We start from the raw sequence: 13,190 nt of genomic DNA on the forward strand, positions 1-13,190 counted from the left end.
TTCCTGTCCCGGAGGGCCGGGCCGTCACTCGGCGGCGGAGAACGTCACTGGGCGGCGGAGAGCGTCACTCGGCGGTGGCGGCGGGGCGGAAGCACGCGGTCACCGCCTTGCCGTGCCGCTGGCAGCGCATGCCCCACTCGTCGGCGAGCTGCTGCACGATGGCCACGCCACGGCCGCCGACGTCTCCCGGCTCGGACCGGCGCGGGCGGGGCAGTGTGGGGTCCTCGTCGTGGACGCTCACGTGGAGGCAGTCGCCGTCCCAGGTGAGGACCATGTGGGCGTCGCTGTGCGCGTGGACGTGCGCGTTGGTGATCAGCTCGGAGACGGCCAGCACGACGGCGTCCACCGTGTCCGGCTCCGCGGCGGCCCACGGCAGGGACGCGAGACGCTCGCGCGTCCACTCCCGTCCGGCCCGTACGCCCTCGGACATGGGGAACGAGTGTGCCCAACCCATCGCCTTCACCGTCACTGCCCCGACCTCATCTCCCTCGTCCACTGTTGCCGTGCCCCGGGCGAGTACCCGACAGCATCACCACCAGACATGCGGACGGCCTCGTACTGACGGACGGGCGACGGGAGTTCCCGCGGGGGTCAGTGGAACCAGAACAGCAGCGTGTCCGGGGTCGTCCCGAGCCCCCGCGCGTTCTCCCACTCCTCGGCCTCGCACCGCATGACGTCGGTGAACCGGCGGGCCGCGTCGCGGAACCGCGGGTCGAGCCGGTCCAGCACGGACGCGTAGGCGTCGGCGACCTCGGCGGCCCGCCGGGCCGGCAGGGTGCCGATGGCGGGCACCGCGTCGCCCGGGTGGGGCAGGCGCAGCGGCGGGCCGCCGAACAGGAAGGTGCCGGGGAGCAGGTCGGACGGCACACCGTGCCGGGCCAGTTCGTCGTCCAGGGTGTGGAACCACGACGGACGCCGCCAGGCACCCAGGTCCGTCGGGTCCGAGAAGTGCGCCGCGACGACCTGGTAGAAGGCGTAACTGTAGGCCGGGCAGCGGTCGGTGCTCGGAGCGCCCTCGATCAACTCGTCCAGGGCCCGGCCGATGGACACGTCGAGCTCGATGCCCTGCTCCTCGAACCGGACGTCGGTGCGCTCGCACTCCGTGCGGATCCGGGCGAGCGTGCGCTCCTGCTCCTCGGTCCGCTCCACCGCGGTGAGCAGCCGCACCACCGTTCTCATGTCGCCGGTGCTCATTTCGAGGCAGTAGCCCACCCTGTGCTCCCCTTCAGACGGTCGCCGGACACCGTGTCCATGATCGGGGACGCCGAAACGGCCCCGGACCGAGGGACCGGGACCGTTCGCCGGTGCGGGCGGGCGGCATGACGGTGTGTCAGCCGGCGTCGGACGGGTTCCCGGCTGGTGGCCGCTGTGCCGGAGCCGGCCGCCGCCTGGGAAACCGCACCGCGCCCGGTAACGAATCGCACAAGCGTTGGGCAACGCCTACAACCATTGCCCCGGGTCCGTGAGTCAGCACGTGCATGACATCTGGGATATCTCGCCGCGCGAGAGTGCTGGCGGCGGCCGTGGGCACGGGCGCCCTCGTGCCGCTCGTCGCCGCCGCCACGCCCGCGGCCGCCGCCACGCCGGCCGTGACCTGCACCTCGGCCAAGGCCGGCCTGGCCACCAAGCTGACGAAGGACATCACCGCCGCGCTCGCCACCCGCAAGGGCACGGTCGCCCTCGGCCTCCACGACCGCAGCACCAACACCACCTGCACCCTGCGCGCGGGTACCGCCTACGACTCGGCCAGCGTCGTCAAGGTCACCGTGCTCGCCACGCTGCTGTGGGACGCGAAGAAGACCGGCCGCTACCTCACCGACCGCGAGAGCACCCTCGCGAAGGCCATGATCACCAAGTCGGACAACGCCGCGACCTCCACCCTGTGGAAGCAGCTCGGCATGGCGAAGATCAAGGGCTTCCTCGCCGCGGCCGGCATGACCCAGACCAAGCCGGGCGCCGACGGCTACTGGGGCCTGACGCAGATCACCGTCACCGACGAGCAGAAGCTGCTCAAGCTCATCACCGGCAAGAACGCGGTCCTGAGCGACAACTCCCGCGCCTACATCCTCAAGCTGATGAGCCAGGTCGTCTCGTCCCAGCGCTGGGGCACGCCGTACGGAGTGCCCGCGGGCGTGACCGTGGCCGTCAAGAACGGCTGGCTGCAGCGCTCCACGAACGGCTGGCGGGTGCACAGCATCGGCGCGTTCAAGGGCGGGGGCCACGACTACACGATGACCGTGCTCACCCACGGCAACAGCACGATGAACTACGGCATCGCCACCATCCAGGCGGTCGCCAAGGTCATCCACCGGGACCTGGCGGCGAGCTGAGCCGGCGCTTCACCGCGCCGCCCACCGCGCGTCACCGACCGGTCCTACGGTGACGCCCATGCCCTTGAGAACCCACCTCGCCCTCCTCACGGCGGGCCTGGCGGCGGCCACGTGCCTGACCGCCGCCGGCCCCGCCCAGGCGTCGGCGCCCCACGCCTGTTCGCCGTCCGTGTCCATCGACCGCTTCTCGGACGCGCTCGACAAGACGACGTACGAGAACACCGTCGTCGGCAACCTCTCCGCGCTGGCCGTCGACCGGGACGGCTCCCTGGTCGCCCTCTCCGACCGCTCGTCCCTGTTCCGCCTGGACCCGCGGACGCTGCGGCCCCGGTCCGTGCTCCCCCTCACGGACGAGAACGGGGCCGCACTCGACTCCGAGGGACTGGTCGTGGACCGGGACGGCACCCGGCTCGTCTCCTCCGAGACCGAGCCGTCGGTACGCCGCTACTCCCGCACCGGCGAGATCCTCGACCGCCTCCCGGTCCCGGACGAGCTGCGCGTGGCCCCCGCCGGCCGGGGCCGGGCCAACGGCACCTTCGAGGGCCTGACCCTGCTGCCCGGCGGCCGCACCCTCGTCGCCTCCATGGAGTACCCCCTGGCCGGCGACCCGGCCGACACCGTTCGCTTCCAGACCTGGCAGCGCCACGGCTCCCGCTTCCGGCTCGGCGCCCCGTACACCTACCGCACGGACCCGGGCCTCGGCGTCCCCGAGATCCGGGCCACTCCCGACGGCCGTCTCCTGGTCCTGGAGCGCGGCTTCACGGCCGGCGTCGGCAACACGGTCCGCCTCTACCTGGCCGACCCCCGCCACGGCATGCGCAAGACCCTGCTCACCGACCTGGTGACCTGCCCGGACCTGGGCGCCACGGCCAAGCAGCCCCAGCCGAACCCGCTCCTCGACAACATCGAGGCCATGACGATCACGGGCCGCACCAGGAACACCCTGAGGGTCCTGCTGGCCAGCGACGACAACGAGAACCCGGCCCAGACGACCCGTGTGTACGCACTGCGGGTACGCCTGTGATCACATCTCCCAGCCCAGCAGCGGGACCCGGGCCCCGGTGAGCAGGGCCACAGCCAGCACCGCCGACAGCAGCAGCACCGCGGCGAGCCGCACGACGGCGCACACGTCCACCGCGGTGCGCAGCGGCGGCCAGGGCAGCAGACGCAGCGACCACGTCACCGCGACCGAGGCGGCGAGCAGCAGCGCCAGGCGGGCGATCTCCGCCTCGCCGGACACCTGGCGCGGCGCGCTCGGGTCCAGGTCGTAGCCCTCCGCGTACATCGCGAAGGCCAGCACGCGCCAGCACAGGGCGGCGCACAGGCTCACCACGGCCTCGGCCGCGGCGAAGCGCGGCCGCCGTCCCGGCTGCACAAGGGAGAGGATCATGATCGGACGACCCTAGCGCGGACCTACGTCCTCGGACGGATGTTCCTCGGTCGCAGGTCGGGAAAGGGCCGGCGCGGGATGAAATCCGCTGCCCGGCGCGTTGGTGCCTTCCGGCAGATCAGGACGGATGGAGGGCACCGGCGTGACACCGAAACGGGGATGGGCACGACGACTGTGGGCGTACGCGTGGCGCCGTCCAAAGGACGTCGTCCTCGCTCTCGGCTCCTCCCTCGCCGGCATGGCGGTGATGGCCCTCGTCCCGCTGATCACCAAGGTGATCATCGACGACGTCATCACCGACCACACCAGGTCCATGACCACCTGGGCCGGCCTGCTCGTCGGCGCCGCCCTGGTCGTCTACGTCCTCACCTACGTCCGCCGCTACTACGGCGGCCGGCTCGCCCTCGACGTCCAGCACGACCTGCGGACGGAGATGTTCGGCACGATCACCCGGCTCGACGGCCGCCGCCAGGACGAGCTGTCCACCGGCCAGGTCGTCGGCCGCGCCACCAGCGACCTCCAGCTGATCCAGGGCCTGCTCTTCATGCTCCCGATGACCATCGGGAACTTCATGCTCTTCCTGATCTCCCTGGTGATCATGGCGTGGCTGTCCGTGCCGCTCACCCTGGTCGCCCTGGCCGTGGCGCCCGCCCTGTGGTGGATCGCCAGGCGCAGCCGCACCCGGCTGCACCCCTCCACCTGGTACGCCCAGGCCCAGGCCGCCGCCGTCGCGGGCGTGGTCGACGGCGCCGTCAGCGGCGTGCGCGTGGTCAAGGGCTTCGGGCAGGAGGAGCAGGAGACCGGCAAGCTCCGGGACGTCAGCCGCAGGCTCTTCGCGGGCCGGCTGCGCACCATCCGCCTGAACTCCGTCTACACGCCGGCCCTGCAGTCCGTCCCCGCCCTCGGCCAGGTCGCGATGCTGGCCCTCGGCGGCTGGCTGGCGGTGCGCGGACACATCACCCTCGGCACGTTCGTCGCCTTCTCCACCTACCTCGCGCAGCTCGTCGGCCCGGTCCGCATGCTCGCCATGGTGCTCACGGTCGGCCAGCAGGCCCGCGCCGGCACCGAGCGGGTCCTGGAGCTGATCGACACCGAGCCGTCCCTGACCGACGGCACCAAGGAGCTGCCCGCGGACGCCCCCGCGACCGTCGAGTTCGACGACGTCTCCTTCGGCTACGAACCCGGCCGCCCGGTCCTGGACGGCCTCTCCTTCGAGATCCGCCCCGGCGAGACCCTGGCCGTCGTCGGCTCCTCCGGCTCCGGCAAGTCCACCGTCTCCCTGCTCCTGCCGCGCTTCTACGACGTCACCCGCGGTGCCGTCCTGGTCGGCGGGCACGACGTGCGCGAGCTGTCCCTTCAGTCGCTGCGGTCCGTGATCGGGCTGGTCCCGGAGGACTCGTTCCTCTTCTCCGACACCGTCCGCGACAACATCGCCTACGGCCGCCCGGACGCCACCCAGGAGCAGATCGAGAAGGCCGCCCGCGCGGCCCAGGCGGACCGGTTCATCGCCGAGCTGCCCGACGGCTACGACACCACCGTCGGCGAGCACGGCCTCACCCTCTCCGGCGGCCAGCGCCAGCGCATCGCCCTGGCCCGCGCGATCCTCAGCGACCCGCGCCTGCTGGTCCTGGACGACGCCACCTCCGCCGTCGACGCCCGGGTCGAGCACGAGATCCACGAGGCGCTCAAGGGCGTCATGCGCGGCCGGACGACCCTGCTGATCGCCCACCGCCGCTCCACGCTGAACCTCGCCGACCGCATCGCCGTGCTGGACGGCGGCCGGCTCGCCGACATCGGCACCCACGAGGAACTCCAGGAGCGCTCGGCGCTCTACCGGCGCCTGCTCACCGACCCCGACGAACTGGGCGCGGTCTCCCCGGGCCACACCCCGCCCGCCTGCCCCCGGGAGGATGTCTCCGTACGGGAGGAGCTGGACGCCGAGTTCGACGCCGAGCGCGGGGTCACCCCGCGGCTGTGGACCGGCGACCGCGAGCGCAAGGACCCGGCCCTCGCCGACAGCCCCGCCACCCCCGAGCTCCTCGCCCAGGTCGAGGCGCTGCCCCCGGCCACCGACGTGCCGGACGTCGACGAGGCGCGGGCCGTCCAGCCGGAGGACTCCTACGGCCTGCGCCGGCTGCTGCGCGGCTTCGGGCTGCCGCTGCTGGTCAGCCTGGCCCTGGTCGCCGCCGACGCGGGCATGGGCCTGCTGCTGCCGGTGCTGATCCGGCACGGCATCGACTCGGGCGTCACCCAGGCCTCGCTCGGCGCCGTGTGGGCGGCGTCCCTGCTCGCGCTGGTGACCGTGGCCGTGCAGTGGGCGGCCCAGGTCGGCGAGACCCGTATGACCGGACGCACCGGCGAGCGGGTGCTGTACGCGCTCCGGCTGAAGATCTTCGCCCAGCTCCAGCGCCTCGGGCTCGACTACTACGAGCGGGAGCTGACCGGCCGGATCATGACCCGGATGACGACCGACGTCGACGCGCTGTCGACGTTCCTGCAGACGGGCCTGGTCACGGCCTTCGTCTCGGTCGTCACCTTCTTCGGCATCATGGGCGCCCTGCTGGTGATCGACCTGGAGCTGGCGCTGGTCGTCTTCGCGACGCTGCCGCCGCTGATCATCGCCACGTACTTCTTCCGCCGGGCGAGCGTGAAGGCGTACGAACTGGCCCGCGAGCGCGTGTCGGTGGTCAACGCCGACCTGCAGGAGTCGGTGTCCGGGCTGCGGATCGTGCAGGCGTTCCGGCGCGAGCGGGACGGCGGGCGGCGGTTCGCCGAGCACAGCGACAGCTACCGGCAGGCCCGCATCCGGGGCCAGTGGCTGATCTCCGTGTACTTCCCGTTCGTGCAGTTCCTGTCGTCGGTGGCGGCCGCCGCCGTGCTGATCGTGGGCGGGGCCCGGGTCGACGACGGCACGCTGGCGATCGGCTCCCTGGTCGCCTACCTGCTCTACATCGACCTGTTCTTCGCGCCCGTGCAACAGCTCTCCCAGGTCTTCGACGGCTACCAGCAGGCGTCCGTCTCGCTGGGCCGCATCCAGGAGCTGCTGCGGGAGCCGACGTCGACGAAGTCCGCCGACGAACCCCGCGAGGTGCTGTCGCTGCGGGGCGAGATCGCCTTCGAGGACGTGCACTTCGCATACGGCGACGACGAGGAGGCGCTCGGCGGGGTCGACCTGCGCATCCCGGCCGGGCAGACCGTCGCGTTCGTCGGTGAGACCGGCGCGGGCAAGTCCACCCTCGTCAAGCTCGTCGCCCGCTTCTACGACCCGACCGCCGGCCGGGTCACCGTCGACGGCGCCGACCTGCGCACCCTGGACCTCACCTCGTACCGGCACCGTCTGGGGGTCGTCCCGCAGGAGGCGTACCTCTTCCAGGGCACCGTCCGCGACGCCATCGCCTACGGCCGTCCCGACGCCACCGACGCCGAGGTGGAGGCGGCGGCCCGCGCGGTCGGCGCCCACGACATGATCGCCACGCTGGAGGGCGGCTACCTCCACGAGGTCGCCGAGCGCGGCCGCAACCTCTCCGCCGGGCAGCGCCAGCTGATCGCCCTGGCCAGGGCCGAGCTGGTCGACCCGGACGTGCTGCTGCTCGACGAGGCCACGGCCGCCCTCGACCTGGCCACGGAGGCGCAGGTCAACCAGGCCACCGACCGGATCGCGGGCCGCCGCACCACCCTCGTCGTCGCCCACCGGCTCACCACCGCCGCCCGGGCCGACCGGGTCGTCGTCATGGACCACGGCCGGGTCGCCGAGGACGGCACGCACGAGGAGCTGCTCGCGCGCGGCGGCCGGTACGCGCAGCTGTGGCGGACCTTCGTCGGCGCCGCCGAGCCGGAGGAGCCGGTCGGCGCCTCCCGTTGAGAGCCGCTCACAGCGCTTCCGTAACGCCCGTGCAACCATCCGACATACGTCATGCGTCCGTACTGCCGTACGCCGATGGTCGCGGACGACGCGGTACGGGAGGACGACAGTGGACAGTGGAGCGATACGCCGGCGGCTCGCGCTCGGCCTGGCCGTGCTGACCGCCTCCGGCCTGCTCGCGGTCGTGGCGCCGGGCGAGGCCCAGGCCGCCTCCGCCGCCTACTGTCCCGGCCGCAAGGTCCGCACGCTGCCGTTCTCCACCGGCACCGTGCTCGTCTACAAGCGCGGCGGCTACGTCTGCGCCGTGACGCTCGCCAAGCGGCCCGGCACGAAGCGCACGATGTCGGTGAGCGTGCAGGCGCGCGGCAACCGGCCGGTGGTCGACCAGGGCAGGTACGCGCACCACGCGGGCCCGGTGACCGTGCACGCCGGGCGCCGCTGCGTCTGGCTCAAGGGCAGGGTGGGAGCGGGGCGTTACAGCTCCGGCTGGATCCTGTGCTGACACAGGGTTTTCCCTATGTCCCCTGGTGCTCGGGGGAGTTGGTCCGCTAGCTTCCGGCGCACATCTGTCTCACAGGGGAGTGCGCATGCGCAAGGCGCTCAGATGGCTGCTGGCGCTCACGGTGCTCATAGGCACGTTGAGCACGGCCGGGGCGGCCACCGCCGCCGAGCCGGAGGCCGGCACCACTGACATCAAGGAGAGACTGCTCTCCGTACCGGGCATGAGCCTGGTCGAGGAGAAGCCGTACGCGGGTTACCGCTTCTTCGTCCTGAACTACACGCAGCCGATCGACCACCGCAAGCCGTCCAAGGGCACCTTCCAGCAGCGCATCACCGTGCTGCACAAGGACGTCGCCCGCCCGACGGTCTTCTTCACCAGCGGCTACAACGTCTCCACGACGCCCCGCCGCAGCGAGCCCACGCAGATCGTGGACGGCAACCAGGTCTCCCTGGAGTACCGCTTCTTCACCCCGTCCCGGCCCCAGCCGGCCGACTGGTCGAAGCTGGACATCTGGCAGGCCGCCAGCGACCAGCACCGCGTCTTCAAGGCCCTGAAGGACATCTACGGCAAGAAGTGGATCTCCACGGGCGGCTCGAAGGGCGGCATGACCGCCACCTACTACGAGCGCTTCTACCCCCGCGACATGGACGGCGTCGTCGCCTACGTCGCCCCCAACGACGTGGTGAACAAGGAGGACTCGGCCTACGACCGGTTCTTCGCCCGCGTCGGCACCGAGGAGTGCCGCGACCGGCTGAACGGCGTGCAGCGCGAGGCACTGGTGCGCCGCGAGCCGCTGGAGCGGAAGTACGCCGCCTTCGCCGAGGAGAACGGCCTCACCTTCACCACCATCGGCAGCCTGGACAAGGCCTACGAGGCGACCGTCCTGGACTACGTGTGGGGCTTCTGGCAGTACAGCCTGCTGTCCGACTGCGACCAGATCCCGGCCGACGCGAAGAACGCCACCGACGACGAGATCTGGACCTCCGTCGACACCATCTCCGGCTTCTCCGCCTACGCCGACCAGGGCCTGTCGAACTACACGCCGTACTACTACCAGGCCGGCACGCAGCTCGGCGCGCCGACGATCCACTTCCCGCACATCGAGAAGCGGTACATCCGCTACGGCTACCAGCCGCCGCGGAACTTCGTGCCGCGTGACATCCCGATGCGGTTCCAGCCGTCGGCGATGCGGGACGTGGACACCTGGGTCCGGCACAACGCCCGCCGCATGCTCTTCGTCAACGGCCAGAACGACCCGTGGAGCGCGGAGCCGTTCCGCCTCGGCAAGGGCGCGAAGGACTCCTACGTCTTCACCGCCCCCGGCATGAACCACGGCGCCAACGTCGCCGCCCTCGTGCCCGAGCAGAAGGCGCTCGCCACCGCCCGCATCCTCGACTGGGCCGGTGTCGCCCCGAGCGCGGTGCAGGCCGACCCGCGGGCGGCGAAGCCGCTGGCGAAGTTCGACGCCAAGCTCGACAAGCGGGACGTGCAGCGGGAGATGACGCTGCGGCCGTAGACCGTAGCCGCCCACGGCCGCACCCGACCGCCCTCCGGCCCATCGGCCGGGGGGCGGTCGGCAGGTCCGGCCACCGGTACGCGGCCTCGTCGTCCGCCCGGCGGGCGAACCTGTGACCAGACGCGCAGCCAGCAACGCGGCCGCCAGGGACATGTGACCCCCACCTGTGCGTTCACAGCGGCCGGGCGCACCCCACGGGCCGGTCCCCGCCGAGCCGGACGTACAGGGCCGTCGAGGCGGGGCAGTCGGCCCGGGCGGCGACCGCCCGCGTCACCTTGTACTCCGGGTCCCGCTCGCCCTCGCCGTCGCACGCGGTCTCGCGGACCTCGCCGTCGCCGGAGCTGTAGACGCAGTCGCCGACGACGGTGCGCGGCCCGCCCCCGCCGCCCGGATCGCCCGGGTGCGGCGGCTGGAGGTTGCGCATACAGGCGTAGCCCTGCGCCACCGCCCCGTCGCCGTCCTCGTCGGAGGAGGGCCGCTGCTCGCTGATGTGCAGCACGAAGTCCGTGGTCGCCGGGCAGCGCGGCCCGTCCCGCACCGTGCCGTCGTGCCGTGTCACGACCCGCGCCGCCGCCCGTTCCCCCGCACACGGCACCTCGGTGAAGCTGGTCGTCCCGAACGAGCTGCACTCGCCGACCGCGAGGAACACCGCCCCGTACCCCGACGGCCGCGTCGGCGCCGGCGACACCGTGGAGGTCCGGCCGGTCCCGGAGGCCGTCCCGCCCAGCCGGCCGTCCTCCGCAGCGCCCCCGGACGGGCTCTGGCACCCGGTCAGCAGCGCCCCGAGCAGCACCAGCAGCCCCCACACCACCCCCGCCGCACTTCTCACACGCATCGCCGACCCCCCGAGTCCCTCGCCCAGCGTGACCCGCACGGGCGGGCGCACGCCAGGCACCTGGGGCGGTTTGCGCACCTTGGGGGTGGTGCGCCCGTTCCATGACGTACGTCTAGTACGTCAGCCCGTACCCGACCGGGTACAGCACCTGCTCCGGATCATCCGCCCGCTGCACCGGGACCGGCAGCCGCCCGCGCGGCTTCGCCCGTCCCGCGATCACCCGGGCGGCGGCCCGCAGTTCGACGTCGGTCCAGGAGTAGGCGGCCAGGAAGGCCGGTACGGACGGCAGGCGGGCCACGTCGTAGGGGTTGCGGATCGCGACCGCCACGACCGGCCTGCCGGTCGCCACGAGCTGTTCGACCAGCGCCTGCTGCGCGCTGCCCGCGGTGACGTTGTACGTGGCGGCCACCACCGCGTCCACGTCCCCGGCGGCCGCGACGGCCTTCGCGATCGTCGCCGCGGAGGGGGCGGTGCCGGTCGGCAGGGCGGTGGCCGTGAAGCCCAGCTGTGTCAGCGCGCCCGCGAGCACACCCGTGGGCGGACCGGTGGTGCCCGACGGAGAGGCCGGATCCGCGCCCACCACCAGCACCTTCGGATGCCGGCGCCGGGACAGCGGCAGCAACCGCCCCTCGTTGACGAGCAGCGTGGTGGTCCGCTCGGTGATCCGGTCGGCCGCCGCCAGGTGCGCTCCGGTCCCGACGGTCCGGTCGACACCGGCCCGGCTGACGTACGGCGCGCGGAACAGTCCCAGCTTCGCCTTCAGCCGCAGGATCCGCAGAACCGATGCGTCGAGCCGCGCCTCGGTGAGCTCGCCCTCCCGTACGGCGGTCAGCACGGCGTTCCAGGCCAGGTCCAGGTCGGGCGGGTTGAGCAGCTGGTCCACGCCCGCCTTGAGCGCGAGTACCGGCACGCGGTCGTCGCCGTACTTGGTGCGGACGCCCTCCATGCCGAGGGAGTCGGTGACCACCACGCCGTCGTAGCCCAGGCGTTCGCGCAGGATGCCGGTGAGGATCGGCCGGGAGAGGGTGGCCGGGTCGCCGGAGTCGTCCAGGGCCGGGACCATCAGGTGTGCCGTCATGATCGAGTCGATGCCGGCGGCGATGGCGGCCCGGAACGGCGGGGCGTCCAGCTTCTCCCAGAGCTCGCGGCTGTGCGTGATGGTGGGGAAGCCGGTGTGGCTGTCGACGTTGGTGTCCCCGTGCCCGGGGAAGTGCTTGGCCGTGGCGGCGACCCCGGAGCCCTGGTACCCGGCGACCTCGGCCGCCACCAGCGCGGAGACGGCCTGCGGGTCGGCGCCGAAGGACCGTACGCCGATGACCGGGTTGGCCGGGTTGACGTTCACGTCGGCGACGGGGGAGTAGTTCTGCCGGATGCCCATCGCCCGCAGCTCGGCACCCGCGATCCGGCCCAGCGCCCGGGCGTCCGGCCGCGACCCGCCCGCTCCGACGGCCATGGCGCCCGGGAACAGCGTGGCGGGCTTGCCGACCCGGGCCACGATGCCGTGCTCCTGGTCGGTGGAGATGAGCACGGGCAGGCCGCGCGGCAGGCCGAGGGAGGCCCGCTGGATGCCGTTGGACAGGTCGGCGATCTGGTGCGGATCGCGGGTGTTGTGCGCCCAGGCGAAGTAGATGATGCCGCCGACCCGGTACCTCTCGACCAGTTCGGCGGCCGTGCGGACGCCGAGCTCCTTGAGGTTGGCGTCGATGTCGGCCTGGTCGGGGGCGGTGGCGGAATGGCCGTAGACCCGCGTCACGAAGAGCTGTCCGACCTTCTCCTCCAGCGTCATGCGGGAGACGAGGGCGCGGAGCGCGCTGTCGTCCGGGGCGCCGGCCGCGGAGGCGGGCGCGGCGGCCGCGAGGGCGGCGGTGAGGCCGGCGCCGGCGGCGAGGAGGGTGCGTCTGGAGGGTTGTGCGGTGCTTCCCGTGCTTGCCGTGCCGGTGTCGTGCACGTGCGCTCCTTTGGGAGGTGATCCGCTGGGATCCGCTGAAGGAAACTTCCAGGAGATCACCAATAACCGGGAAGTTTCTGCCAGTCAAGGGAAAGCACAGTAACCAGTGAGGGGCCGCCATCGGCGCGGTGGGAGGGGGGCGCGCCGATGGCGGCGGTGCCGCCGGCCCCGGTACGGCGGAGAGGGTGGTCAGCGATCGCAGCCAGCAGCGAGGGCCGACACCGCACCGTGGTGACTCTCCGGCGGCCTGCGATGGGACGCCCCGCATCCGGTCCGGGTTCCCGACCCGACCCGGATTTTCCGCAAGTCGGGACGGGGGAGACCCGAGGGACGGACGGGACGGGCGAGCCGGGCCCGGACGGACACTCGACGAAGGGTCAGCGCCGCGTACGCCGCCCGAAGGTGGCGTGGAAGTGGATCGTGGCCGTGGGTCTCGTGCTGGGGGTGGCGAAGTTCGGCCTGCTGTTCGTGGGGATGGACGCCGGCATGCCGGCGGGTCTGTCCTCCCTGGTCCTGCAGATCCAGGCGGTGTTCACGGCGGTGATAGCCGCCGCGGCCCTCGGTGAACGCCCCCGCGGTGTCCGCCTGCTGGGCATGCTGGTCGCCCTGGCCGGCATCGCCGTGGCGGCCGTCGACGAGGGCGCCTCGGGCCCGCTCGGCGCCTTCGCGCTGGTCGTCGCCGCCGCGGCCCGCTGGGGCGCGTCGAACGTCCTCACCCGGAAGGCGGCCCCCGCCGACGCGCTGAACCTCATGGTCTGGGTCAGCACCGTCCCGGTCCTGCCCCTGCTGGCCCTCTCCCTCCTCGTC

10 protein-coding genes and 1 pseudogene are annotated in these 13,190 nt (G+C 72.7%); 6 read left to right on the top strand and 5 right to left on the bottom strand.

Annotated features, from left to right (window positions below):
* Positions 1-64 precede the first annotated feature (64 nt).
* Both RIN80_RS16175 and RIN80_RS16180 read right to left on the bottom strand, forming a co-directional pair.
* A complete protein-coding gene (locus tag RIN80_RS16175; protein ID WP_309096303.1) occupies positions 65-469 on the bottom strand; it encodes an ATP-binding protein in 405 nt (134 codons plus the stop codon).
* Positions 470-591: 122 nt separating this feature from the next.
* On the bottom strand, positions 592-1,179 hold the full coding sequence (locus RIN80_RS16180) for a hypothetical protein (protein ID WP_309096304.1): 588 nt from the start codon (positions 1,177-1,179) through the stop codon (positions 592-594).
* 299 nt (positions 1,180-1,478) lie between these two features.
* On the opposite strand from RIN80_RS16180, the gene RIN80_RS16185 reads away from it, so the two are divergent.
* Complete coding sequence (locus RIN80_RS16185) at positions 1,479-2,330, top strand: serine hydrolase (protein ID WP_309096305.1); 852 nt, start codon at positions 1,479-1,481, stop codon at positions 2,328-2,330.
* A gap of 58 nt (positions 2,331-2,388) precedes the next feature.
* Complete coding sequence (locus RIN80_RS16190) at positions 2,389-3,354, top strand: esterase-like activity of phytase family protein (protein ID WP_309096306.1); 966 nt, start codon at positions 2,389-2,391, stop codon at positions 3,352-3,354.
* Here RIN80_RS16190 and RIN80_RS16195 read toward each other — a convergent pair whose 3' ends face one another.
* Positions 3,355-3,720, bottom strand: a complete 366-nt coding sequence (locus tag RIN80_RS16195) for a hypothetical protein (RefSeq protein WP_309096307.1) — start codon at positions 3,718-3,720, stop codon at positions 3,355-3,357. It abuts the gene before it with no gap.
* Between the two features lie 142 nt (positions 3,721-3,862).
* On the opposite strand from RIN80_RS16195, the gene RIN80_RS16200 reads away from it, so the two are divergent.
* The 3 genes from RIN80_RS16200 (at position 3,863) to RIN80_RS16210 (ending at position 9,600) form a co-directional block, all read left to right on the top strand.
* Entirely contained in the window at positions 3,863-7,582 is a 3,720-nt protein-coding gene (locus tag RIN80_RS16200; RefSeq protein WP_309096308.1) for an ABC transporter ATP-binding protein, read from the top strand.
* Between the two features lie 109 nt (positions 7,583-7,691).
* Positions 7,692-8,084, top strand: a complete 393-nt coding sequence (locus RIN80_RS16205; RefSeq protein WP_309096309.1) for a hypothetical protein — start codon at positions 7,692-7,694, stop codon at positions 8,082-8,084.
* A gap of 85 nt (positions 8,085-8,169) precedes the next feature.
* Positions 8,170-9,600 (top strand): S28 family serine protease, encoded by a 1,431-nt coding sequence (locus tag RIN80_RS16210; protein WP_309096310.1) that lies wholly within the window; start codon positions 8,170-8,172, stop codon positions 9,598-9,600.
* A gap of 172 nt (positions 9,601-9,772) precedes the next feature.
* On the opposite strand, the gene RIN80_RS16215 is transcribed toward RIN80_RS16210, so the two are convergent.
* Positions 9,773-10,435, bottom strand: a complete 663-nt coding sequence (locus tag RIN80_RS16215; protein ID WP_309096311.1) for a hypothetical protein — start codon at positions 10,433-10,435, stop codon at positions 9,773-9,775.
* Positions 10,436-10,547: 112 nt separating this feature from the next.
* Positions 10,548-12,383: a glycoside hydrolase family 3 protein gene (locus tag RIN80_RS16220; RefSeq protein ID WP_309096312.1), complete on the bottom strand. Its 1,836-nt coding sequence runs from the start codon at positions 12,381-12,383 to the stop codon at positions 10,548-10,550.
* A 387-nt stretch (positions 12,384-12,770) separates the two neighbouring features.
* On the opposite strand from RIN80_RS16220, the pseudogene RIN80_RS16225 reads away from it, so the two are divergent.
* Positions 12,771-13,190, top strand: a pseudogene (locus RIN80_RS16225) (EamA family transporter); the annotation flags it as partial.

It is taken from the genome of Streptomyces sp. (assembly GCF_031181705.1).
Taxonomy (GTDB): Bacteria; Actinomycetota; Actinomycetes; order Streptomycetales; family Streptomycetaceae; genus Streptomyces.

What these genes read in the sequence shown, in the direction of transcription:
- RIN80_RS16180 (WP_309096304.1), bottom strand. Translation starts at nt 1,179, where the DNA reads ATGAGAACGGTGGTGCGGCTGCTCACCGCGGTGGAGCGGACCGAGGAG.
- RIN80_RS16185 (WP_309096305.1), top strand. Translation starts at nt 1,479, where the DNA reads ATGACATCTGGGATATCTCGCCGCGCGAGAGTGCTGGCGGCGGCCGTG.
- RIN80_RS16190 (WP_309096306.1), top strand. Translation starts at nt 2,389, where the DNA reads ATGCCCTTGAGAACCCACCTCGCCCTCCTCACGGCGGGCCTGGCGGCG.
- RIN80_RS16195 (WP_309096307.1), bottom strand. Translation starts at nt 3,720, where the DNA reads ATGATCCTCTCCCTTGTGCAGCCGGGACGGCGGCCGCGCTTCGCCGCG.
- RIN80_RS16210 (WP_309096310.1), top strand. Translation starts at nt 8,170, where the DNA reads ATGCGCAAGGCGCTCAGATGGCTGCTGGCGCTCACGGTGCTCATAGGC.
- RIN80_RS16215 (WP_309096311.1), bottom strand. Translation starts at nt 10,435, where the DNA reads ATGCGTGTGAGAAGTGCGGCGGGGGTGGTGTGGGGGCTGCTGGTGCTG.